Annotated in this window: 19 protein-coding genes; 9 read left to right on the top strand and 10 right to left on the bottom strand. The window is 61.0% G+C overall.

Features of this window, described 5'->3' with window-relative positions; all coding sequences use genetic code 11:
* Nucleotides 1-176 precede the first annotated feature (176 nt).
* The gene (locus tag AAIE04_RS19440; RefSeq protein ID WP_498577547.1) at nt 177-398 is read left to right on the top strand and encodes a hypothetical protein; all 222 of its coding nucleotides are present in this window, start codon (nt 177-179) and stop codon (nt 396-398) included.
* Between the two features lie 51 nt (nt 399-449).
* Here AAIE04_RS19440 and AAIE04_RS19445 read toward each other — a convergent pair whose 3' ends face one another.
* Both AAIE04_RS19445 and AAIE04_RS19450 read right to left on the bottom strand, forming a co-directional pair.
* Nucleotides 450-848, bottom strand: coding sequence for an aconitase X swivel domain-containing protein (locus AAIE04_RS19445; protein ID WP_019452379.1), 399 nt, complete (start codon nt 846-848; stop codon nt 450-452).
* Nucleotides 845-2,161, bottom strand: a complete 1,317-nt coding sequence (locus tag AAIE04_RS19450) for an aconitase X (protein WP_063919882.1) — start codon at nt 2,159-2,161, stop codon at nt 845-847. Before AAIE04_RS19450 ends, AAIE04_RS19445 begins: the two co-directional genes overlap by 4 nt.
* A gap of 178 nt (nt 2,162-2,339) precedes the next feature.
* Between AAIE04_RS19450 and AAIE04_RS19455 the strand changes: the two genes are divergently transcribed.
* Together AAIE04_RS19455 and AAIE04_RS19460 are read left to right on the top strand one after the other, a co-directional pair.
* Nucleotides 2,340-2,765, top strand: a complete 426-nt coding sequence (locus AAIE04_RS19455) for a GNAT family N-acetyltransferase (RefSeq protein ID WP_019452377.1) — start codon at nt 2,340-2,342, stop codon at nt 2,763-2,765.
* Between the two features lie 101 nt (nt 2,766-2,866).
* Complete coding sequence (locus tag AAIE04_RS19460; RefSeq protein WP_063919883.1) at nt 2,867-3,547, top strand: class I SAM-dependent methyltransferase; 681 nt, start codon at nt 2,867-2,869, stop codon at nt 3,545-3,547.
* Here AAIE04_RS19460 and AAIE04_RS19465 read toward each other — a convergent pair.
* On the bottom strand, nt 3,524-4,753 hold the full coding sequence (locus AAIE04_RS19465; RefSeq protein ID WP_498577548.1) for an MFS transporter: 1,230 nt from the start codon (nt 4,751-4,753) through the stop codon (nt 3,524-3,526). The two genes, AAIE04_RS19460 and AAIE04_RS19465, sit on opposite strands and share 24 nt — an antisense overlap.
* Before the next feature lie 94 nt (nt 4,754-4,847).
* On the opposite strand from AAIE04_RS19465, the gene AAIE04_RS19470 reads away from it, so the two are divergent.
* Nucleotides 4,848-5,288, top strand: a complete 441-nt coding sequence (locus tag AAIE04_RS19470) for a winged helix-turn-helix transcriptional regulator (protein WP_025159561.1) — start codon at nt 4,848-4,850, stop codon at nt 5,286-5,288.
* A gap of 105 nt (nt 5,289-5,393) precedes the next feature.
* Nucleotides 5,394-6,263, top strand: coding sequence for a 23S rRNA pseudouridine(2604) synthase RluF (gene rluF / locus AAIE04_RS19475; RefSeq protein WP_019452373.1), 870 nt, complete (start codon nt 5,394-5,396; stop codon nt 6,261-6,263).
* A gap of 146 nt (nt 6,264-6,409) precedes the next feature.
* Here the strand turns inward: rluF and AAIE04_RS19480 are convergent, their stop codons facing one another.
* Nucleotides 6,410-9,457: an autotransporter outer membrane beta-barrel domain-containing protein gene (locus AAIE04_RS19480; protein WP_498577549.1), complete on the bottom strand. Its 3,048-nt coding sequence runs from the start codon at nt 9,455-9,457 to the stop codon at nt 6,410-6,412.
* Nucleotides 9,458-9,652: 195 nt separating this feature from the next.
* Nucleotides 9,653-9,967: a lipoprotein gene (locus AAIE04_RS19485; protein ID WP_004941478.1), complete on the bottom strand. Its 315-nt coding sequence runs from the start codon at nt 9,965-9,967 to the stop codon at nt 9,653-9,655.
* Between the two features lie 175 nt (nt 9,968-10,142).
* Between AAIE04_RS19485 and AAIE04_RS19490 the strand changes: the two genes are divergently transcribed.
* Nucleotides 10,143-10,775, top strand: a complete 633-nt coding sequence (locus tag AAIE04_RS19490; RefSeq protein ID WP_498577550.1) for a LuxR C-terminal-related transcriptional regulator — start codon at nt 10,143-10,145, stop codon at nt 10,773-10,775.
* Nucleotides 10,772-12,553, top strand: coding sequence for a hybrid sensor histidine kinase/response regulator (locus tag AAIE04_RS19495; protein WP_019452370.1), 1,782 nt, complete (start codon nt 10,772-10,774; stop codon nt 12,551-12,553). Before AAIE04_RS19490 ends, AAIE04_RS19495 begins: the two co-directional genes overlap by 4 nt.
* Nucleotides 12,554-12,567: 14 nt before the next feature.
* On the opposite strand, the gene AAIE04_RS19500 is transcribed toward AAIE04_RS19495, so the two are convergent.
* Nucleotides 12,568-13,401 (bottom strand): enoyl-CoA hydratase/isomerase family protein, encoded by an 834-nt coding sequence (locus tag AAIE04_RS19500; protein ID WP_025159559.1) that lies wholly within the window; start codon nt 13,399-13,401, stop codon nt 12,568-12,570.
* Between the two features lie 123 nt (nt 13,402-13,524).
* On the opposite strand from AAIE04_RS19500, the gene AAIE04_RS19505 reads away from it, so the two are divergent.
* The gene (locus AAIE04_RS19505; RefSeq protein WP_063919889.1) at nt 13,525-13,887 is read left to right on the top strand and encodes a winged helix-turn-helix transcriptional regulator; all 363 of its coding nucleotides are present in this window, start codon (nt 13,525-13,527) and stop codon (nt 13,885-13,887) included.
* A 269-nt stretch (nt 13,888-14,156) separates the two neighbouring features.
* On the opposite strand, the gene guaA is transcribed toward AAIE04_RS19505, so the two are convergent.
* Together guaA and guaB are read right to left on the bottom strand one after the other, a co-directional pair.
* Nucleotides 14,157-15,734 (bottom strand): glutamine-hydrolyzing GMP synthase, encoded by a 1,578-nt coding sequence (gene guaA, locus AAIE04_RS19510; RefSeq protein WP_019452367.1) that lies wholly within the window; start codon nt 15,732-15,734, stop codon nt 14,157-14,159.
* A 101-nt stretch (nt 15,735-15,835) separates the two neighbouring features.
* Nucleotides 15,836-17,299 (bottom strand): IMP dehydrogenase, encoded by a 1,464-nt coding sequence (gene guaB, locus AAIE04_RS19515; RefSeq protein ID WP_026036091.1) that lies wholly within the window; start codon nt 17,297-17,299, stop codon nt 15,836-15,838.
* A 170-nt stretch (nt 17,300-17,469) separates the two neighbouring features.
* Between guaB and xseA the strand changes: the two genes are divergently transcribed.
* Nucleotides 17,470-18,846: an exodeoxyribonuclease VII large subunit gene (xseA, locus tag AAIE04_RS19520; RefSeq protein ID WP_154747522.1), complete on the top strand. Its 1,377-nt coding sequence runs from the start codon at nt 17,470-17,472 to the stop codon at nt 18,844-18,846.
* Nucleotides 18,847-18,849: 3 nt separating this feature from the next.
* Here the strand turns inward: xseA and AAIE04_RS19525 are convergent, their stop codons facing one another.
* Complete coding sequence (locus AAIE04_RS19525; protein WP_498577551.1) at nt 18,850-21,216, bottom strand: glycoside hydrolase family 31 protein; 2,367 nt, start codon at nt 21,214-21,216, stop codon at nt 18,850-18,852.
* Between the two features lie 11 nt (nt 21,217-21,227).
* The gene (locus tag AAIE04_RS19530) at nt 21,228-22,538 is read right to left on the bottom strand and encodes an MFS transporter (RefSeq protein WP_019452363.1); all 1,311 of its coding nucleotides are present in this window, start codon (nt 22,536-22,538) and stop codon (nt 21,228-21,230) included.
* Nucleotides 22,539-22,744: the final 206 nt, after the last annotated feature.

Raw genomic sequence — 22,744 nt, forward strand, 5'->3', positions numbered from 1 at the left:
TTCATCGGCGGGCATTTGCTTTACTCTGGGGCGGCGTATTTCCGCCCGCCGCGCGTTTTGGACAGACTACCATGCATCGACTCTACACCTACCTTTGCGCTATCCATGCGCTGCCGTCACCGGTGAAAACGGTCAAGACCACGGAAACCCTCGAGCGTTTCCCCGAGGGGGAAAACATGATCGAAGAACGCGAGATCCTTTACACCTTTAATAATGGCGTGCAGGTTTTATATAAAATGGAATCCGATACCTTCCAGTCGGATGATATTTGCCGGGAATGCTGGATAAGTTATGACGTGGTGCATGATGGCGGATACGCCATCTCGCCGCAGAAAAAGCAGTTTTATAACCGCTGCCAGGAAAGTTTCTGGCTGAAAATGCAGGCTGACCGCGATTGAAAATATAACAGCGCCAGCCATTCTCCAACCGGCGCTTTATTGATCCGTTGGCTAACCCGCCTCGATGGCGATATCTTCACCGTCGATCGCCACCCGTTGACCGTGCTTGAACAGCGCCAAGACGTCCTCGTCGAAGCGGTCAAAAATGGGGATGTCTATCGCCATCGCCGACTCAAACAGAATCGGATCTGCGTGATTGCAAATAATTGCCGCCGGGGCGTTGCCCTGCTGAAACGCCTCGTAAATTAAAAACGGCGCCATGGTTCCCCCTTTGCCGCCCGGGCACACCAGCGCCTTGCCCGCCAGCGACTCGCCATAGCGCGGATGATGCGGGATCAGCAGCGCCCCGGTCTGAGGATCAAAGTCGCCGATAAACGAAAACGCCTGTTCGACGAGAAACGCCTCGGCAACCACCCAACCAGGGTTCAGCGGTCTGGCCTGTAATTTCATGCGGTCACCTGCGGTGTGAGGGGGGTGGAGTCAAGCAATGACCGGATGCAGCATTCGATGTCCGCAACGCCTACGGAGAGGCGTTTCTGGTTCAGCTGCGAGATGTAATGAGCGGCTTTCATCGACGACGTCATAACGGCGTTCACCTGCGCGGGTATAGGAGAGTCGGGAATGGTAGACATGCAGGCGCTGACCATGACACCGCCCGCACGCTCAATGGCCGCCACATAGCCCATTTCCCTGGCGAGCTGATATTGCTGATGCGCCAGGCCAATCCACAAATGTTTATGGCGCGGGATCTGCCGCCCGGCCAGTAGCTTAGCGAGTAAACGGATCTCCTGAATGCTGAGGTGCGGGCACCCCAGCACCACCATATCGGTCGCCGCCACCTCCCGCTGCGCCGTCACGCCGGCCAGTGGCGACAACAGGGGCCCCCCCGCCCCGCTCTGCGGCGCATAAAGCGCCAGCGAGCGCCGCAGGATCTCGCGATCGACCGAGATCTTTTTCACCGGGCGGCGCCCGCCTAGCGCTTCTTTCAGCGTGCCGGCTTCCGGCGTGACCCCGAGAACATGACAGACCCCCACGGCCCCCGTGACCGTCAGCGGGATCATGATCTGCTTGAGAAAGTCCATGCCAAGTTCACGATCGATGCCGTCGATCACGATATTGTGCGATTTGGCCTGCGCCCCCAGGTAATAGCCGATCGCGCTGAGCTCGGTTTTTGAGAGCCGATTCGCATCGAGGCCGTCAAACGTGACCGATACCTCCGCCAGCCGGTTGCTCTCCAGGAACAAACCATAATAAGGCGAACGCCCCGTAATGGCCGCCGCCAGCGTAAGCAGCGCCCCGTCTCGATTGCAGCGCGCGCCGATCGTCGAATTCACCAATACCTGGCCACCGGAACCGATCCAGGAGACGTAGTCGCCTTTTTTCGGCAGGCTGCCCACCATCGCCGGGTAGCAGGTGTAGGTTTGGTTAAAGCCCTTCTCCGCGAACAGGGCCGCCCGGCGTTTCACATCGGGCAGTTTCGTCTGCGCATACTGCGTATCGATACCCATCGCTGGCCAGGCGCTGGGGCAAAGCGCCGACATGTGGGGATGCAAGGTGGTCATGACCGGCAGTGTCTCCACCCCCTCCGTCAGCGTTTCCAGCAGCCCCAAGGGTATATTGGGAATAACGTGTGCGCTGGCGATATTGACCAGCTTCGGCGCGCCAAAAGCGTTCGAGAAATTGACGAGCACCTGCATGCACTTTTGCGCGCCTGGCCCGGCCGCGCCGGCAAGGTATGCCCGATCCGTTTCGGTGAGTTGCATAAGTCACTGATTCCTTGGAAGGAGCCCCAGAGCGGCCCCTGCAATATTGAGCGTGACGAAAAATTAACACCACAAACAGAATGGAAATATCAATAATCAGAAGATTAATAACAATAAGCGGCCAACTTGCGCCACGGCGATGCGCTATAGTTGGAAGCACAAACCACCGGGAGATGCCATGCAGATAAGACCTTACCAAGAGGCCGATCGCCCCTTCTTGCGCACGCTATACCTGGCATCGCGCAAGGCGGCGTTCGGTTGGCGCGATACCTCAAACTACCAGTTGGAAGATTTCGACAGCGCGACGCTGGGCGAAGCGATTTGGGTGGCGGAAGACGGCGGCACGCTGCTGGGATTCGTCTCCGTCTACCGCGAAGACAACTTCATTCATAACCTGTATGTCGATCCCCATCAGCCGCCGCGCGGCGTCGGCAGTGCGTTGCTGCAGGCGGCGCAAGCTACCTTCACCGCCACCGGCTCGCTGAAATGCCTGGTGAAAAATGAAAAGGCGCTGGCGTTCTACCGCAAGCACGGCTGGCGCGTCATCTCTACCGGCAACGACGGCGAAGAAGATTATTACCTGATGCATTCGCCGGTTCGTTAGCGCCGCATGTCCTGTCACAGAATCCATTAACGATAATGGATTTCATTACCATTTAGGCATACCCTTCTTTGCTTCTCTCGATGAACTTTGCAAGGAAGGTTATGCAACATCAAACGGATACTCGCTTCCCCGATGCTGCGGCGGCAGACTACGATCGCCGTATTCTGACCCTGGTGCCCGGCTATCAGTTTGCCCAGGCGCTGCTGACGGCGACGCTCGTGCAGACGCTGCCGAATGACGCCACATTGTTGTTGGCCGGTTGCGGCACCGGCAGCGAACTGGAGGCGCTGGCCGCCGCCAACGTAAGCTGGCGTTTCAGCGCCGTGGAACCCTCCGCCGGCATGCTGGCGGCCGCACGCGCCAAGGCCGAAGCCGCAGGTTACACACAGCGGGTGAGCTTCCAGCCAACCCTGCTGCAACAAGCGCCGCAAACTCGCCACGACGCGGCGGTGTGCTCATTGGTGCTGCACTTTATCGCCGACGATGGCGCAAAACTGGATTTCCTGCGGCAGTTGGCACAGCGCCTCTCCCCCGCCGCACCGCTGCTGCTGTTCGACTATCAACCGGAGGGCCTGCCCGCCAGCCACTACCAACACTGGCTGCAAAGCACCGGGCATTCGGCGGCGCAGGCGCAGGAAACGATCGAACGCATCCGCCGTAACTGGCACCCGATGACGGCGGCGCGCAGCCGTCTCCTCCTGGCGGAAAGCGGCTTCACCGCGCCTCAGGCGTTGTGCGGTGCGCTGGGGTTCCAGCTTTCACTGCTCCACCGCCGCAGCTGAGCCCGGCATCCGGCGCAGCGTCAGCCACCAAAACAGCAACGCGCTCAGGCTGACGCCAGCACCCAGCCAGCAGACGCCGCGCCAGCCCGCCCAGGCGTACATATGGGTGCCGGCAAAGGCGCCCAGCCCGCTGCCGACGGCGTAAAACAACATGTAGCAGCCCACCAGGCGGCTGTGCGACTGAGGGTGGGCGCTGAAGATCATGCTCTGGTTCAGTACGTGGATCGCCTGCCCCGCCAGATCCAACAACACAATGCCCGCCACCAGCCAAGCCAGGCCGCTGCCGAGCAAACCGAGCGGCAGCCAGGCCAGCGTCAACAGCAGCAGACACACGCCGCTGGCCGCCTGCCCCAGCCCGCGATCCGCCAGATGCCCGGCGCGCACCGCCGCCAGCGCCCCCACCGCGCCGACCAGGCCGAACGCCCCCACCGCCGCATGCGTGAAGTTGAACGGCACCTGGCTCAGCGGCAACACCAGCGAACTCCAAAAGAGGCTGAAGGCGCCGAACATCAGCAGCGCCAGCATGCCGCGAATTTGCAGCGTGCGATCATGCCGCAACAGGGTCAGCATTGAACACAGCAAGGCGGGATAACTCAGCGTGCTGGGAGAGGTGCGCGGCGCAGGCAGCAGGCGCGCCAGGATCGGCAGCAGCACCAGCGTCACCCCAGCGGAAAAGAAGTACACCGTGCGCCAGCCGCCGACGTCCGCCAGCGCGCCGGACAGGGTGCGCGCCAGCAGCAGCCCCAACACCACGCCGCCCTGCGCTGCACCGACCACCCGTCCGCGCTCCTGCGGCGCAGCCAGTGCGGCGGCGAAAGCGATCAGCCCCTGCGTCATGGCGGTGCCCAGTAACCCCACCAGCAACATACCCGCCAGCAGCCAAGGCGCGCCGTGCGCCCACCCCACCAGCAGCAGCGCGCCGATCAGCCCCAGCTGTTGCCCCGCCAGCAGCCGATGCCGGTTCAGCCGATCCCCCAACGGCACCACCAACAGTAGCGCCAGCGCACAGCCCAGTTGGGTCACGGTGATCACCATACCGACCGCCGCCAGGCTGATGGAAAAATCACGGGCGATGGCGTCCAGCAGCGGCTGCGCATAGTAAACGTTGGCCACGCTAAAGGCGCTGGCGGCGGCCAACAGCAGCACCAGGGCGGCCGGCAGGCGCCCCAGCGCCGCACAAGGAGGATCCAGCAGTTTGTCGCTCATGCACACCTCAAGCTGGTTTCATTATTAAACCCAATGAACTTTAGGCGTGGAGGTTTTATAATGCAACCAGAATGTGCAGCTGGAGATAACCGCCGTGAAACGTAAAAGCCTGGAAGACGCGCCCTGCCCGGTGGCGCGCACGCTGGATGTGATTGGCGACTGGTGGTCGCTGCTGATCGTGCGCGACGCCTTCGACGGCGTCACCCGTTTCAGCGAGTTTCAAAAAGGGCTGGGGATGGCGAAGAATATCCTTGCCACCCGGCTGCGCGCCCTGGTGACGCACGGCGTGCTGGAGATCGTGCCCGCCGCGGACGGTAGCGCCTATCAGGAATATGTGCTGACCGAGAAAGGCCGCGCGCTGTTTCCGGTGATCGTCGGCCTGCGCCAGTGGGGGGAGGATCATCTGTTCGCCGAGGGAGAACCGCATTCGACGCTGGTGGAAAGCGACAGCGGCCGCCCCGTACCGCGCCTGACGCCGATCGGCAGCGCCGGGCAGACGCTGACCCCGCTCAATACCCGGGTGGTGAAGGTATGAAGGGTCTTAATAAGGCCTGCGTTACCTTGCGCTATTGCATCTATTCTCGAACAGCTTCCGCAATCCCCTGCGGGTAATGTATAGTCCGCGTTTTACGGAGATCCCATGCTGACTAACTCATCCATTCGTCTGAACAAATACATTAGCGAGAGCGGCATCTGCTCACGCCGCGACGCCGATCGATACATCGAACAGGGCAACGTTTTCATCAACGGTAAACGCGCCACCGTTGGCGCTCAGGTATTTGCCGGCGATGTCGTGAAGGTTAACGGCCAGCTGATCGAACCGCGTAATGAAGAAGATCTGGTGCTGATTGCGCTGAACAAACCGGTCGGTATCGTCACCACCACCGAAGACGGCGAACGCGACAACATCGCCGACTTCGTCAACCACAGCAAACGTATCTTCCCGATCGGCCGTTTGGACAAGGATTCGCAGGGGCTGATCTTTCTGACCAACCACGGTGACCTGGTCAACAAGATCCTGCGCGCCGGCAACAATCACGAGAAAGAGTATCTGGTGACGGTCAACAAGCCGGTGACCGACGAGTTTATTCGCGGCATGGGCGCCGGCGTGCCGATGCTGGGCACGGTGACCAAAAAGTGCAAGGTGAAGAAAGAGGCGCCTTTCGTGTTCCGCATCACGCTGGTGCAAGGGCTGAACCGCCAGATCCGCCGCATGTGCGAACACTTCGGCTACGAGGTCACCAAGCTGGAACGCACGCGCATCATGAACGTCAGCCTGAAAGGGTTGCCGCTGGGCGAGTGGCGCGATCTGACCGATGACGAGCTGATTGAGCTGTTCAAGCTGATCGAGGGCTCTTCGTCCGAGGCCAAGCCGGCGAAGAAAGCCCCGGCCAAATCCGCCCCGGCGAAAAAGCCGAGCGCCGGTGGGCCAAAAGGCGCCGACAAAGCCGCTGCGCCGGCCGGCCGCAAACGCTTTACCCAGCCAGGGCGCAAGAAAAAAGGGCGTTAATCCCCCGCTCGCTCTCGCCAAGCCCACCCACCATGGCGCGGGCTTTTGCATCATAAAAGTCCGTCGCAAGCCGCCGCTGAGCTCTCACCATAAAAAAGGCCCGCATCAAGCGGGCCTGTAAGTACCAGAGAAGTTCAGAAGAAAAATCAGAACGACCAGCGCAAATTGGCGTTGACCGAATTGACGCGGGTATCTGCGCCAAATTGCCCCTGATAGCCGACATCCAGCGTCGCGGCGCGCGACAGCTTCACGCTCACGCCGATATCGCCCACCATCACGTTGTCATCCACGGCCTGGCCCTGCGTGACGAACGCGTCGCTGCCGGCAAACGCCATGCGCGATGAGGTGTTCTTATCGCCGTAGGCATGCTGCCAGCCGAGCGAGCCGTAAAGGCTGACGTTCTTCGGCAGTTCGGTCACGCCGCGCACCCCGAGCGTGGAGTAGAAGGTGTTCATCGTTTCATTGCGCACGCTCAGCGCCGCCGCGCCGCCCGACTCCTGGAAGCTGTCGGTATGCAGGCGGATATAGCTCAGATTGATGAACGGTTCGACGTTCATCTCCGGCTGGCCGAAACGGTAACCCGCTTCGGTGAACGCCAGCAATGAGTTGGCATCGTAGTCCGACTTCAGCCGATCCGAGAAGCCGCTGAAATCGACGTTGCGCTTACCTTCAATCTTGTGCCAGGTGTAACCCAGCGCGCCGCGCAGCGAGAACGCATCCTGCTGCCCTGCCGCATACAGGCCGAGGTGGTAGTTGTCGGTATCGGCCTTGGAACGGCGGCTGTCGACGTCATAATCGCCGCGGCTGTAGCCGAAGTAGCCGCCGATGCGTACGTTATGATCGGTCAGCTTGCGATCCGCCCCCAACAGGAAGCCGGTGGTATTACCGTCCAGCTTGCCCACGTTGCCGTTGCCGCTGTTTCTGCCCCAGGAGCTGAAGGTCTGCCCCCAGACGCCGCTGTTTTGCGCCGGCGCCGGTTGCACCAGCGACATCGCCAACGGCGGCACCGGCAGGCTGTCGTTGTCGAACAGGCGCAGCATGCGCTGGTTCAGCACGTTGAACAGCTGGGTGCTGCCGGCGATCAGGTTAGACTGCATCGACGGATAGACTTCGCCGGACAGCTGATTGAACGCCTCGCGCGCTTCCGGCGCGCTCAGCAGCAGCAGCGAGTTATACAGCGCCAGCGAAGGGCCGCTCTGCGTCAGCGTTGAGAGCGCACCGGCGGTATTCCATTGGTTGCCGCTCTCGGCCACCGTTTGGAAAATGCCCGGTTTGCCGCTGCCCGGATTCTCACCGCCTGGGTTTTCACCCCCCGGATTCTCGCCCCCCGGATTTTCACCGCCTGGGTTTTCCCCGCCCGGATTCTCGCCCCCTGGATTCTCACCGCCTGGGTTTTCCCCACCCGGATTCTCGCCGCCTGGATTTTCACCGCCCGTATCTTTCTGCGCGATGGTCAGATCGACGGCGTTGGCGCTGTGGTTCAACGCCACATCGAGGAAAGCAGACTTGGAGACCGCCGCCGCGAACTGGCCATCAATGCCGCCGTCCGAGGTCAGGATGCGGTAGCTTTGGCCGGTTTTATAGCTGGTTTGCGGATCCAGCGCCGTAACCTGCACCTTGGCCCGATCGCTGATGGTGGTTTTGCCCGCCACCAGCAGCTGGTCACTGCGGCCGTCGCCGGCGATATCTACGTCGTAGAAGGATTCGCCGATAAAGTTCAGGTAGCGTTTCAGCGTCAGCGTGCCGATATTGCCGTCGCCGGGCGAGATATGGCCGCCGGACTGGATCTCGGTCTGGCCCAACGTGCCGTTGCCGCCCAGCGTGCCGCCGGCCTTGATCGAGGCGGCGCTGCTGTAGCCTTGCCCGTTATTGACGTCGGAGCCCGCCGTCGCGTTGAGGATCAGCGTGCCGCCGTTCTCGGCGCTGAGAGTTTGGATCTCGAAGATATCGTCTTCTTTCTGGGTATTGATGTCGCTGGCGATGATGAGCTTGCCGCCGCGCGCGGTGACGTTGGCCTGTAACTCAGTGAGATCGCCGTTCAGCGTGGTGTGCCCGGCGGTGTTGATCACCTCGCCTTCACCGCTCATCTTGTTGCTGAAAACGTAATTGCCGTCGGTATGGTTAAAGTACACATAGCTGCGGAACAATCCGCCCCGCAGGGCGATCGCCGTCTGGGCATCGATGGCTCCAGCAGCGCCCGCCGCGCCGAGCGTCGGCTCGGTCAACCCGGTGCCGGTATCCATGTTGCCGCGGCTGCCGATAATCAGCGCGCCGCGGTTCGAGCCGGAGCCGGTCTTACCCAGCACCACTTCGTTGGCGCCGGCGGAGAATGTCCCGCCGTCCATGACCGCCAACACGCCGTTGCCGTAATCGCCGACGTTGACGCTGCTACCGCTGGTAAAGCGCGAGCCGCTGCCGGCGACCACCAGCTCGGCGGTTTTACGCGCGCCGGAGACACCCGCCACCTGAATATTACCGACGTTGACCACGCCGCCATTCAGCACATCCAGATCGCCGTAAAGCGTGAGCGCGCGGCCAACGTTCCACTGGGAATTGGCCCCCGTGACCGTGGCTTTCGGGCTCAGCGTATCGGTCTCGTTCGGCCCGCTGCCATTACCGATGCGCGCGTCAAAGGCGGTGTTCAGCACCGCGCCGTCTTCAATCGCCAGCGTGGATCGCGCCCCTAAGTCGGTGCCGACGCTGAGAAAATTGCTGGTGACGCGGGAACCCGCGCCGGTGGCGATCAGGTGGCTGTCATAGCCGCGCGTGGTGCCGACCACGATCTCTTTTGCGCTGGCCAGCGCGCCGTCTTCAACCCGCAAGGTGCCCCGCCCCAGATTCAGGCCGCCGCGCAGTACGAACTGATCGTTCACCGCGTTCAGCTCGGCGTTCGGCCCGCGGACCGTGACCAGGCTGTCATGAATTTGGCCGTTGAACATCCGGCCGATATTGATGTTATAGGCGCTGATCTTGCCATTATCGATCAGCAGGTTGCCGCTTTGGTTACGGCCGACGTAAACGTCCCCGGTGTAGGCCAATGATTCGGTAATGCGTGAGTCGCCGTCAAAAATGGCATCGTCTGCGCGAGCGAGATCGGCGGGCGCCAGCATCAACAACGGCGCGGAAAATAGAGCGAGGTAAAGTTTGGAAAGCGGCGTTTTAACCGCTAAAGGGTGCGATGTCTTGTCATTCACGGGCTATCTCCGTACTCATTAGCGTGATGTCGCGGAATTTATTGTTATCGAGAAACTCAATGCGCTAGAGGAGGTATGAGGCGTTATTCCGCGCACGCCGGTTTATTGATCGTCGAAGCAAAAGCTTATTGCCCCCCGGCGCTGGCGCTCCGACGATGGAAAACCAGGAAGCGGTAATACCGCCCCCAAAGCGAATTATTTATGCGTGACGACCGGCGTACAGGTCGGCGCGCTCAGCGACGGCGAGGAACCTAAAATTCCCGGCATCATCAACGACGAGCAATCGAAAATTCGGCCCTTTTCCGTGGTGGCGCGATATGAAAGTTTTTGCCCGCCCAGCGCATCCGGCTGCGCGCCATTGACGTTGGTCACGGTAATTTCGTCCGATGAGCCGAGGCCCAACATTTTGGCGGTTTCCGCCTGCAGCAGCGGAATGGCCTGATCGGTTTTCAGGGTGGAACAACCGGCTAGCATCATCGTAACGGTTAAAGCGATAAGTGGTTTTTTCATAAATTATCCTTTATAACCAATCAGTTGAATTTATTGATTGGCTTTATGTTTTCTCTTATCCAAATCCTCGAATAATATATTTCCCTTTCCTAAACGAAAAAACCCTCCTAAAGTAGGGAGGGTTGATAATAATTCATCAGACCTATCTGATATTTGAAGGCGAAAGGAGAATCCTTTGGGGCAGGATTATGCGTTGGTCGTTGATGACCATCCATTGGTAGCAAGCGGCATCGCTAATTTTCTCAGCACGCATTGCCGATTCAAACAGGCGCATGTGGTGACCAATGAGGAAAATTGCTACCGCCATATTAGGGAAAATGGCCCACCGCGTTTACTGGTGATCGATTTCTGGCTCTCTTCCGCTACGGCGTTGAAATTACTCAAGGAAGTCAAACAGCTTTATCCCCAGGTGCGAATACTGGTGGTGAGCGGCGACGAGAATAACGATATCTGGCAGAAAGTGCATAATGCCGGCGGGCACGGATTCATATTAAAAAACGAGCCACCTGAATTATTCGCCAAGGCAGTTTTTGCGCTAAATGACAATCAGGAGTGGTTCCCCGAAGAGAATGAAGCCATCGCTAAAAACAATCACGAACATTTAAATAAATTCAATTTAACACCACGGCAAATTGACGTATTAAATATGATGCTGCGCGGCCTGCCAAATAAAAGGATCGCCGCGCAGCTGTCTATTTCCGAGCCGACCGTCAAAGAGCATATCAGTAATATATTGAAAAAGATCGGCGTCAACAGCCGGGTGGAAGCCATCACGCTGTTGCACGGCAAACGGGAGCCGTCGTCATGAGGTTTTTCCAGAATTTACAAAATGATGGCATTTCGCCGCGCGCGCAGATCCGCCTGCTGGACAATACCTTCATGCGGTTGGTGTTCAGCTTTACCGCCGTGCCTTTCGTCGGTATCCCTTTCGCCATCTGGATTTATTTGCTGGGCGATGAGCTCGGCCCAACCATTACCTGGATCATCGTTTACCTGCTATGTGCCGTGGCGATCCGAATAGGGTACCGCCGCTATCAGCGCGAGGCTAAAGAAAATGATGAAGACACCGTGCTGCGCCGCTGGCTGCCGCGCATTAATAAGGTGGCCTTTATTCACGGCTTGGGGATCTCCTCACTCTATTTAATTACGCCGCAGACCCATAACTTTGACTTTTTTCTGCTGCTCAATATCAGCATCGCCGCGATCGTCGCCGCCAACGCCACGCATCTGACGCCGGTCATCAGCACCTTTACCCGTTTTTTCTTCGCCTCCTGGGGGCTGCTGAACATCGGCATCATCTGGCGGCTGGAAGACGTGATGTTCATCGTGCTGATGCTGAACTTGCTGTACGGCTTCGCCATTTACCGCCACGCGTTAACCTCGCATGCGTTCTTTATTCAGCAGGCGCTGCTCGAAGAACAAAGCTCGCGCCTGGCGGAGCAGTTCCGCCAGGCCAAAGAAGAGGCGGAACAGGCGCTGCTGGATAAGAACCAGTTCCTGACCACCGCCAGCCACGACCTGCGCCAGCCGGTGCACGCCATGGGTTTTCTGATCGAAGCCATCATCCACAAAAACCGCGACGATAGCCTGACGCCACAGCTGCTGGATCTGCAGCAGAGCGTGCGTTCGGTGCATTTGATGTTCAATTCGCTGCTCGATCTCAGCAAGATCGAATCCGGCAACGTGCGCACCGCCGCCACCCATGTGGATATCGGCGCCCTGCTCGACTCGGTGATCACCCTGTTCCGCGAAGAGGCCAACAGCCGCACCCTGGCGCTGCGCACCTGGCGGCCCAAACGGCGCATCAGCGTGATGGGCGACCCGCTGCTGGTGCGGCAATCGCTGATCAACCTGATCCAAAACGCCCTGCGCTACACGCAACGGGGCGGCGTGCTGATCGCCATCCGCCCGCGCGGCGCCGAGTGCCTGGTGGAAGTGTGGGACACCGGCGTGGGCATTGCCGACGAAGAGAAAAGCAAAATCTTCTCCCCTTACTACCGCCCCGAGCTGGCGTGGAAGATAGACAGCGCCGGCCACGGGCTGGGGCTGGCGGTGGTGGCGCGCTGCGCCAAGCTGATGAAGGTGAAGTACGGCATGCACTCCGTCGAAGGCAAAGGCTCGCGCTTCTGGATGCGCTTCACGCAATACAGCGGCGAAGATAAAGCGCCGGAAACCGCCGCCGCCTACGACAACACCGCCACGCCTACCCGCTATGCGCCGCTGCGAGGCGCCTGCCTGGTGGTGGACGACGATCCCTTGGTGACCTCCGCCTGGGAGAGTCTGATGAGCACCTGGGGCATCACCGTGCGCTGCGCGGCCTCCGCTGAGGAAGCCTTCGCCATCGTCGACGGCGGCTTCACGCCGTTCGCCGTGCTGTGCGACCAGCGCCTGCGCTCCGGCGAGAGCGGCTTCGACATCCTGCAGGCGCTGTTCGAACGCCTGCCGGACGTAAGCGGTGCGATGGTCAGCGGCGAGTTCAACTCGCAGATATTGCAAGAGGCCGAGCAGGAAGGCTATCTGGTGCTGCGTAAGCCACTGGAGCCGGCCAGGCTGCATGCGCTGCTGACGCAGTGGGGGGCCGGCTAGCGCGATGCGGTACCTTAGCGGGCAAGATGGCGCAGCAGGCTTTCAAGGTTGCGCTCCCCCTCCGGGGTTTGCGCCCCGGCCTTCAGCCCGCCGCGAATCAACTGTTCCGCAGCCGGGCGGGCAAACAATCCCGCCCAGGCGTCGTGCTCGCGATAAAAACCAGCCTGCAAATCCGGTGCGGGCATCGCCTGTTTGGCCGCTGCAATCACGCCCTCAGGCAGTGCCGCGATATTGCGCGCTAGCCGATCGACGAAATCATCCAGCTCGGCGGCAGGCAAGGCGCGGTTAATCCAGCCATACCGCTCTGCGGTAGCGGCATCGATAAGGTCGGCGCCCAGGATCACTTCCAGAGCGCGGCCGCGAGTCATTCGGCTCGTCAGATACTGCGTCGCGCCACCGCCGGGCGTAATGCCCATCAAGGCTTCGCACTGGGCCAGCCCCGCCAGCTCTTGTGCGGCGAAAGCCATATCGGCCGCCGCAACAAACTCGGCCCCGCCGCCGCGCGCCAGCCCGCTCAACTTAACGAGAGTGACCTGCGGCTGGCTGCGAAGCAGTTCGCCAAACGCCTGGAACGGATTTAGCCCCTCCGGCGCGTTGCTCGCCAGTTCGTCGAAAGCGTGCGGCTCATCGATCAAGGTCATGTCGACGTGAGCGATGAAAAACGCTGGGTTCGCGCTCTGGAACACCAACACGCGCGTATCCGGATCGTCACGCACCGCCAGCAATAAACGGCTGATTTCCGACATCAGCGCCACATCAAGCACGTTTACCGGCGGGTTATCGATAGCGATGGTCATCACGCCGTGCGCATGAGACAGCCTGAGTTTGCTGAAATCTGTATCTGTCATCTCAATGTCCTTTTACCTGGGGGTACAAGTGCGGGTTTTTCGCGCCATGTGTCGAATGGTATACTTTGCATACCTGGCGTCAATTACGCACCTTAAGCATCCCAGGGATGCAGGAGGATACCGATGGAAAAGAACGACCTTGTTTACCGCGCTGACTGCCCAAGCCGCATCGTGCTCGATCAGATTGCCGATAAATGGTCCATGATGGTGCTGGAAGTGCTGCGCGAGCCGCAGCGCTTCAACGCCATCAAGCGCCGTTTGGACGGCGTCACGCAACGCGTGCTGACCCAGACGCTGCGCAAGCTGGAACGCAACGGTATGGTGCATCGCAAAGTGTTGGATGGGCGGGTGCTTGGCGTTGAGTATTCGCTGACGCCGCTTGGCAAATCCCTGCAGGGGCCGTTCTCGATACTGTTCGACTGGACGTTGGGGAATATCGAGGCGATTCAGGAGTGCCAGCGCAAGTATGATGAGCAGGACGAGTGATGCGGTCCCCCATAGATAGGTTCAGAGAGATCGAGCATGGCCCGTTCTTTTTAACGTAACCGATGGTCTCTACTTTCTTCATGCCCCCTGGCGCTATCAATCATACCAAGGTCTGAACATAGGCCATATTTAGACCACAAACGATGTTCGGCTTTACTTATGGCTGGCATCAAGCAGAAAATATTTGGTCATATAAAGAAAAACCCTCTGTAAAAACAGAGGGTTTCAGTCACGTCGGCCTAGTTACGAACAGGCTGTGAAGGGATTAATCATTCCCACTCAATCGTCGCCGGCGGCTTGCCGCTGATGTCGTACACCACGCGGGAGATGCCGTTCACTTCGTTGATGATGCGGTTGGAGACGCGGCCGAGGAAGTCATACGGCAGGTGCGCCCAGTGCGCGGTCATGAAGTCGATGGTTTCTACCGCACGCAGGGAAACGACCCAGTCGTATTTGCGGCCGTCGCCCATCACGCCGACCGAACGCACCGGCAGGAACACGGTGAACGCCTGGCTGACTTTGTTGTACAGGTCGGCCTTGTGCAGCTCTTCAATGAAGATGGCGTCTGCGCGGCGCAGCAGATCGCAGTACTCTTTCTTCACTTCGCCCAGCACGCGCACGCCCAAACCCGGACCCGGGAACGGGTGACGGAACAGCATGTCGTACGGCAGGCCCAGCTCCAGGCCGATCTTGCGCACTTCGTCTTTGAACAGCTCTTTCAGCGGCTCGACCAGGCCCAGCTTCATCTCTTTCGGCAGGCCGCCCACGTTGTGGTGCGATTTGATCACGTGCGCTTTGCCGGTGGCGGAAGCGGCGGATTCGATCACGTCCGGGTAGATGGTGCCCTGCGCCAGCCATTTCACCTGCTCTTGCTTGCAGGCTTCTTCGTCGAACACTTCAACGAACACGCGGCCGATGATTTTACGCTTGGCTTCCGGCTCGTCCACGCCCGCCAGCGCAGTCAGGAAGCGGTTTTCCGCTTCGACGTGCACGATGTTCAGGCCGAAGTGGTCACCGAACATTTCCATCACCTGCTTGGCTTCGTTCAGGCGCAGCAGGCCGTTGTCGACGAACACGCAGGTCAGGCGTTTGCCGATGGCGCGGTGCAGCAGCATCGCGGTCACGGAGGAGTCGACGCCGCCGGACAGGCCGAGGATCACGTGGTCTTCACCCACCTGCTCGCGGATGCGCTCGACCGCATCTTCGATGATGGTGGCCGGGGTCCACAGGGCTTCACACTGGCAGATGTCCAGTACGAAACGCTCCAGCATGCGCTGGCCCTGACGGGTGTGGGTCACTTCCGGGTGGAACTGCACGCCGTAGAAGCGTTTTTCTTCGTTGGCCATAATGGCGAACGGGCAGGTGTCGGTGCTGGCGATGGTCACGAAGTCGGACGGGATCGCAGTCACTTTGTCGCCGTGGCTCATCCACACGTCCAGCAGCGGTTTGCCGGCCGGGCTGATGGCGTCTTCGATGTCGCGCAGCAGCGCGCTCTCTTTGACGATTTCCACCTGCGCGTAGCCGAACTCGCGTTCGTTGGAGCCCTGCACATGGCCACCCAGCTGCATCGCCATGGTCTGCATGCCGTAGCACACGCCCAGCACCGGCACGCCGGCGTTGAACACGTAGTCCGGGGCGCGCGGGCTGCCGGCTTCGGTGGTGCTTTCCGGGCCGCCGGACAGGATGATGCCGCTTGGGTTGAATTCGCGGATCTGCTCTTCGCTAACGTCCCAGGCCCACAGTTCGCAGTAAACGCCGATTTCGCGCACGCGGCGGGCGACCAGTTGGGTGTATTGCGAACCGAAGTCCAGTATGAGGATGCGATGCTTATGGATATTTTGTGTCATTGAGGCGAATTCCAGCAACAAGAGAAAAAGAGCGAAAATGTGTGTTTCGGGATGGGGCTTGGCGCCCCACCCCGGCCTCTCACTCAGGAGAGGTTAAGGCATTAGCCCATGCGGTAGTTCGGTGACTCTTTGGTGATGGTCACGTCATGCACGTGGCTTTCCTGAATGCCGGCGCCGCTGATGCGCACGAACTCCGCCTTGGTGCGCAGATCGTCGATGGTGGCGCAGCCGGTCAGGCCCATGCAGGAGCGCAGGCCGCCCATCTGCTGGTGCACGATGGCTTTCAGCATGCCTTTATAGGCCACGCGGCCTTCGATACCTTCCGGTACCAGTTTGTCGGCGGCGTTATCGGTCTGGAAGTAACGGTCGGAAGAGCCTTTGGACATCGCGCCCAGCGAGCCCATGCCGCGGTAAGATTTGAACGAACGGCCCTGATACAGCTCGATTTCGCCCGGGGATTCTTCGGTGCCCGCCAGCATGGAGCCAACCATCACGCAGGATGCGCCTGCGGCGATCGCTTTGGCGATGTCGCCGGAGAAGCGGATGCCGCCGTCGGCGATAACCGGGATGCCGGTGCCTTCCAGCGCTTCCACCGCGTCGGCGATGGCGGTGATCTGCGGCACGCCCACGCCGGTCACGATGCGGGTGGTGCAGATAGAGCCAGGGCCGATACCCACTTTCACCGCGCTCACGCCGGCTTCAGCCAGCGCTTTGGCGCCCGCTGCGGTCGCGACGTTGCCGCCGACGATCTGCAGATCCGGGTATTTGGCGCGGGTTTCGCGAATGCGCTGCAATACGCCTTCGGAGTGACCGTGCGAGGAGTCGATCAGCAGAACGTCAACGCCCGCCGCCACCAGCGCGTCAACGCGCTCTTCGTTGCCGGCACCGGCGCCAACCGCCGCGCCTACGCGCAGACGGCCGTGCTCGTCTTTACAGGCGTTCGGCTTACGTTCCGCTTTCTGGAAGTCTTTAACGGTGATCATGCCCAGCAGGTGGAAGCTGTCGTCCACCACCAGCGCTTTCTCTACGCGCTTTTCGTGCATCTTCTGCAGCACCACGTCGCGCGCTTCACCTTCTTTCACGGTGACCAGGCGATCTTTCGGCGTCATGACCGCGGTGACCGGCTGGGTCAGATCGGTCACGAAGCGCACGTCGCGGCCGGTGATGATGCCGACCAGCTCGTTGTCTTCGGTAACGACCGGGTAACCGGCGAAGCCGTTGCGCGCGGTCAGCTCTTTCACTTCCTGCAGCGTGGTGGTTGGGGTAACGGTCTGCGGGTCGGTGACTACGCCGCTTTCATGTTTCTTCACGCGGCTGACTTCTTCAGCCTGACGCTCGATGGACATGTTTTTGTGGATGAAGCCCAGGCCGCCTTCCTGCGCCAGCGCGATGGCCAGGCCGGATTCGGTAACGGTATCCATGGCTGCGGACAGCATAGGGATGTTCAGGCGGATGGTTTTGGTCAGTTGGGTGCCGAGCTCTGCAGTGTTAGGCAGAACCGTGGAGTGGGCTGGAACCAGGAGGACGTCGTCAAACGTCAGAGCTTCTTTAGCGATACGTAGCATGGGCAATATCTCACCAGGGTGGGCTGTGAAAAAGATAAAATATTGCCGCGGCATTATACAGAGCGGAATCGGTTGCCTCCAGCACTTTCTTACAAAAAGTCTTGATTACCTTTTTCAGCCATGTAGTATCGACCAATTAAGTGATTGTTTTGAAATTTGATCTGGGTCACATGACGCTACCTGTTTCGCCTTCCATTTTTACCGTAAGCCGCCTTAATCAGACGGTTCGCCAACTGCTGGAAATGGAAATGGGGCAGATTTGGCTCTCCGCCGAGATCTCCAACCTCTCCCAGCCCGCCTCCGGTCACTGGTATTTCACGCTGAAAGACGACCGCGCTCAGGTGCGCTGCGCGATGTTCCGCAACAGCAACCGCCGTGTCACCTTCCGGCCGCAAAACGGCCAACAGGTCTTGGTGCGCGCCAGTATCACGCTGTATGAACCGCGCGGCGACTACCAGCTGATCGCCGAGAGCATGCAGCCCGCCGGCGACGGCCTGCTGCAGCAACAGTTCGAGCAGCTGAAACAGCGCCTGAGCGCCGAAGGGCTGTTCGATCAGCAGTTCAAGCAGCCGCTGCCCACCCCGGCCAAACGCGTCGGGGTGATCACCTCCGCCAGCGGCGCGGCGCTGCACGATATTCTGCAGGTATTGCAGCGGCGCGATCCGTCGTTGCCGATCGTCATCTATCCCACCTCAGTGCAGGGCGCGGAAGCGCCGATGCAGATCGTGCGCGCCATCGAGACCGCCAACCGCCGCGACGAATGCGACGTGCTGATCGTCGGCCGCGGCGGCGGTTCGCTGGAGGATCTGTGGAGCTTCAACGACGAACGCGTGGCGCGGGCGATCTTCGCCAGCCGCATTCCGATCGTCAGCGCCGTCGGTCATGAAACCGACGTCACCATCGCCGACTTCGTTGCCGACCTGCGCGCGCCGACCCCATCCGCCGCCGCCGAACTGGTCAGCCGCAATCAGCTCGAGCTGTTGCGCCAGCTGCAGTCGCAGCAGCAGCGGCTGGAGATGGCGATGGATTACTACCTGGCGCAGCGCCAGCAGCAGTTCACCCGCATTCACCACCGTTTACAGCAGCAGCATCCGCATCTGCGCCTGGCGCGCCAGCAGACGCTGCTGTTCAAGCTGCAGCGCCGGATGGAAGACGGCATGCAGCAACAGCTGCGCCTGGCCGCCCGCCGCAGCGAGCGCGCCCAGCAACGGCTGGCGCAGGTGCAGCCGCAGGGCCGCATTCACCGCTACCAACAGCGCGTGCAGCAGCAGGAATACCGTCTGCAGCAGGCGATGGAGCGGCAGCTCAACGCCTACCGTCAGCGCTTCGGCGTGGCCTGCAGCCAGCTGGAGACCGTCAGCCCACTGGCGACGCTGGCGCGCGGCTACAGCGTGACGCAAACCCCGCGCGGCGAACTGCTGAAAACCACCAAACAGGCGCAGGTCGGCGAATTGCTGAAAACCCGTCTGCAGGATGGCTGGGTGGAAAGCGAGGTGAAAACCATCACCGTCGCCAAAAAGCCGCGCAAGAAACGCGCGGCCGAATAGCCCCTACCCCAGCGTAAAGCGCTGGCCCGGTTCGCCGTTCACCCACAGCGCGCGCGTTTCGCCTTCCGGCAGGCTGAGCGCCAGCGTGCGCCAGGCCGGGCGGAAACGCCCTTCCGTCGCGATATCCAGCATGATGCGCTGATGGTCGCAGCGCATTTCCCAGCGCAGCCACAGCGCATCGCCCTGCCGCCAACCTTCGCTTTCACCGTCGTCCTCAAACAACAGCCCGCTGCTCACGCCGCAGCCCTTGAGCGGAAACAGCCGCAGCTCGCGCCGATCGTCGGCGGCCACGTCCACATGCGCCAGCCGCTGCGACAACGGCAGCGCCGCCCCGGCGCGCACCAGCAGCGGCAAACGCTCCAGCGGTGCCGCCAGCGTCACCGTCTGGCCGCCGCCGAACCACTGGCCGCTGTAGAAGCAGTACCAGCCTTCGCCGTTGTCCGGCAGATATACCGAACGCCGGCGCTGCCCCGGCTCCACCACGCTGGCCACCAGCAGATCGCGGCCGATCAGAAAATCGTCGTTCTCGCCAAAGGTGCGCGCATCCTGTTCGTGGTCGAGGAAGGTCGGGCGCAGCATCGGCTCATCGTCAGCGCAGGCCTGCCACAACAGGGTGTAGAAATACGGCAGCAGCCGGTAACGCAGGTTGATCGCCTCGCGCACCGCCGGGGTGGCGCTCGGGTACATCCAGGGCTCGTTGACCGTGGCGTCGTCGTTCCAGGAATGAATGGTGAAACGCGGATGCATCACGCCGTTTTGCACCCAGCGCACCAGCAGCTCCGCGTCCGGTTTGTCGCCGGAGAAGCCGCCGACGTCGTGGCCGAGGTTATACAACCCGGACAGGCTCATGCCCAGCCCCATGCGGATGTTGTAGCGCAGTGTCTGCCAACTGGTGCGGTTGTCGCCGCTCCAGGTTTGCACATAGCGCTGCATGCCGGCGCAGCCGGAGCGCGAGATCAGGTACGGCCGCTTCTGCGGCGCGAAGCGCTGCTGGGCCTCCATCGAGGCGCGCATCATCAGCAGCGGCATCACCGGGCGGATATGCTTGATGGCGATCGGCCGCCCGAAGCCATGGCAGCGCGCTTCGCCGTCCCACACTTCGTACTCGTTGTTGTCGTTCCAGGTCGAGTCGATGCCCATCTCCAGCAGCTGCTGCGTGACGCCCTGCTGCCACCAGCGCACCGCCGCCGGGTTGGTGAAGTCGAGGTGCGATCCTTCGTCGTCCCAGAAGCTGGAGCGCTCGGGCGCGTCGCTTTGCGAGTCGCGGATAAACAGCCCCTGCGCCGCCACCTCCCGATACTGCGGGTGATCCTGCAGCAGGCACGGCTTGATGTTGGCCGCCAGCCTGAGGCCGGCGTCGTGAAACGCCTGGCTGAGCAGCTTGGGCTGCGGCACCTTGTCGTAGTTCCAGTTGAACACGTAGCGCTTGTGGTTGATCGAGGTGTAGCCCGACGACAGCTGGAAGGAGTCACAGGGAATGGCGTGTTGGCGGCACAGCGCGATGAACTGCTGCAGCTGTTGCTGGGCGTCCGGCGCGTCGGTGTAGTGCATGGTCGAACCGCTGTAGCCCAGGCTCCACTTCGGCCCGAAGTGGGTGCGGCCGGTCAGGCGCACGAAGGCCTTGGTGACGTCCAGTACCTGCGGCCCGAGGAACAGGTAGTAATCCAGATCGCCCGCTTCGGCCTGATAGCGGCGATAGGCCGCGTGGTAGTTGTCGATCTCGTTGCCCAGATCCAGCCAGCAGCTGCTCAGGTTATCGTAGAACAGGCCGAAACTCGCCTCCGGCCCGCGGGTGATGGTGAACGGAATGTGCTTGTACAGCGGATCGGTGCTGGCGGCGTTGTAACCCATGGCGTCCAGGTTACGCATCTCAAAGCGGCGGCCGGTGCGCTCCAGATCGCCGGCTTTCTCTCCCAGGCCGTAATAGCGCTCATCGGCGAAACGCCGCTGGTAGTGCGCCACACCGTCGCCGTGCGCATTGAGCAGGTAGGCGCTGGTCGGCCGATCCGCCGCCAAGGGCCGCCATTCGCCGGCGGCGTTGCAATACTCCCAGGCCAGCCACAGCGGCTGATGCACCGTCACGCGCAGCAGCGGCGTGCTGACCACCAACCGATCGCCCGCCTGGCGCAGCTGATAGCCCGGCAGGCTGAAACCGGCGACGCTGAGCCGCTCGCGCCCCTCCCAGGGCACATCCTCCTGCGGCGCGATGCTCCAGGTGCGATCCAGCGCCAGCTCGCCGTCGCGTTTGATCAGCACGCGGAACAGATCTTTTTCCAGCACGTACAGACAGAAGCGGTGGCGTTCATCGACCAGCAGCTCAATATGGTCGGCATGCTGCGCCACCAACGTCCAGTTTTTCAACGTTTTCATAAGTATTCCACTTAGCTGTGTGAAGGTGTTTTGTTACCGCCGCGCTCGGCGATCAGGGCAATCAGGAACACAGCGCCGATCAGATCGAAGAAGCCCATGGCGATGAACAGCGGGTTGAAGCCGATGGTGTCGGACACCGCGCCGATCAGCAGCGTGAACAGGAAGCTGGCGATCCAAGCGCTGGAGCCGCGCATGCCGTTGACCGTCGCCATCTGGTTTTTATCGAACGACTCCACCACCAGTGCGCTGAGCATGCAGGAGATCACCTGGTGGCCGAAGCCGCCGATCGAGATCAGCGCGATCGCCACATAGGGATCCTGAGTGATCGCCACGAACGCCAGCGACACCATCAGGAAGGCGCCGGTCACCGAGCTGGCGACCACCGAGTTGACGCGGCTGCAGCCGAACCACTTGCGGTACAGGGTGGTGAGATAACCGCTGGCGACGCTGCCGATGTCCGCCGCCAGGAACGGCAGCCAGGCGAACATCGCGATCTGTTTCAGATCCATGCCGCGTTCGGTGGCCAGGTATAGCGGCACCCAGAAGCTGAATACCGCCCAGGCCGGCTCGGCGAGAAAGGCCGGGATAGCGATGCCGTAGAATTTCTTGTTCTTGCACAGGCTGGCCAACGAGGTGAGGAACGGCAGCTTCGGCAGCACCGGTTCGTTGTCTTCGCGGATCAGATCCAGCTCTTGCTGGCTGAGGTTCGGGTGCTGCTGCGGCGAGTGGTAGAACAGCCACCACAGCACCACCCAGATCAGCGCCAGCCCGCCGGAGAACAGGAACGCCCCCTGCCAGCCGAAGGAGACGTGAGCAATGACGATGATCGGCGGTGCCAGCATGGCGCCGATGGAGAAGCCGACGCCCGCCCAGCCGGCGGCGATCGGCCGTTCCTTCTTCGGGAACCAGTCGGAGATCGCCTTGGCGTTGGCCGGGGTGGCCGCCGCCTCCGCGCCCCCCATGAAGAAACGCAGAATGGCCAGTTGCAGCCAGCTGCCGGCGCCGGCGTGCAGCATGCATACCACCGCCCAAATGCCGGCGCAGATCAAAAAGCCCATCTTCAGGCCGATCACGTCGATCAGCCAGCCGCAGATCGGCTGAAACACCGTGTAGGCCAGCTGGAACGAGGCCACCACCCAAGCGTATTGCTCGGTGCTCATGTTCAGACTGGTTTTCAGCTCCGGCGCCAGAATGCCCAGCGAGTTGCGGGTGATGTAGTTGACCGTGACGCCCAGCAAGAACAGCGCCAGCATCCACCAGCGCAGCGATTTGAACTTGCGCCGGCCGCTCTGCACGACCGCCTGATTGATCTCCACACTCATCGATTCTCTCCCCGCGGCCGCCGGTTACGACGACGCGCGTTTCGGTAGGTACGTTGCGCTATCAAAAAAGGAGCGGTGAAAACGGGTCGGCGCCGTATCGTCGGCCGACGGACATTCACAACCCCATGATTTATTTTTTGTTTTCTTTTTTGCACACCGTTAAAATTGGACTGACAGGTCGCCAAAATTGGTGTACCAATGCAGAC

Source organism: Serratia sp. Ae19-1 (assembly GCF_059801225.1).

What these genes read in the sequence shown, in the direction of transcription:
- AAIE04_RS19485 (WP_004941478.1), bottom strand. Translation starts at nt 9,967, where the DNA reads ATGAAAAAACCACTTATCGCTTTAACCGTTACGATGATGCTAGCCGGT.
- guaA (WP_019452367.1), bottom strand. Translation starts at nt 15,734, where the DNA reads ATGACACAAAATATCCATAAGCATCGCATCCTCATACTGGACTTCGGT.
- AAIE04_RS19530 (WP_019452363.1), bottom strand. Translation starts at nt 22,538, where the DNA reads ATGAGTGTGGAGATCAATCAGGCGGTCGTGCAGAGCGGCCGGCGCAAG.
- AAIE04_RS19450 (WP_063919882.1), bottom strand. Translation starts at nt 2,161, where the DNA reads ATGCAACTCACCGAAACGGATCGGGCATACCTTGCCGGCGCGGCCGGG.
- rluF (WP_019452373.1), top strand. Translation starts at nt 5,394, where the DNA reads ATGCTGACTAACTCATCCATTCGTCTGAACAAATACATTAGCGAGAGC.
- AAIE04_RS19495 (WP_019452370.1), top strand. Translation starts at nt 10,772, where the DNA reads ATGAGGTTTTTCCAGAATTTACAAAATGATGGCATTTCGCCGCGCGCG.
- xseA (WP_154747522.1), top strand. Translation starts at nt 17,470, where the DNA reads ATGACGCTACCTGTTTCGCCTTCCATTTTTACCGTAAGCCGCCTTAAT.
- AAIE04_RS19465 (WP_498577548.1), bottom strand. Translation starts at nt 4,753, where the DNA reads ATGAGCGACAAACTGCTGGATCCTCCTTGTGCGGCGCTGGGGCGCCTG.
- AAIE04_RS19460 (WP_063919883.1), top strand. Translation starts at nt 2,867, where the DNA reads ATGCAACATCAAACGGATACTCGCTTCCCCGATGCTGCGGCGGCAGAC.
- AAIE04_RS19445 (WP_019452379.1), bottom strand. Translation starts at nt 848, where the DNA reads ATGAAATTACAGGCCAGACCGCTGAACCCTGGTTGGGTGGTTGCCGAG.
- AAIE04_RS19440 (WP_498577547.1), top strand. Translation starts at nt 177, where the DNA reads ATGATCGAAGAACGCGAGATCCTTTACACCTTTAATAATGGCGTGCAG.
- AAIE04_RS19525 (WP_498577551.1), bottom strand. Translation starts at nt 21,216, where the DNA reads ATGAAAACGTTGAAAAACTGGACGTTGGTGGCGCAGCATGCCGACCAT.
- AAIE04_RS19500 (WP_025159559.1), bottom strand. Translation starts at nt 13,401, where the DNA reads ATGACAGATACAGATTTCAGCAAACTCAGGCTGTCTCATGCGCACGGC.
- AAIE04_RS19505 (WP_063919889.1), top strand. Translation starts at nt 13,525, where the DNA reads ATGGAAAAGAACGACCTTGTTTACCGCGCTGACTGCCCAAGCCGCATC.
- guaB (WP_026036091.1), bottom strand. Translation starts at nt 17,299, where the DNA reads ATGCTACGTATCGCTAAAGAAGCTCTGACGTTTGACGACGTCCTCCTG.
- AAIE04_RS19455 (WP_019452377.1), top strand. Translation starts at nt 2,340, where the DNA reads ATGCAGATAAGACCTTACCAAGAGGCCGATCGCCCCTTCTTGCGCACG.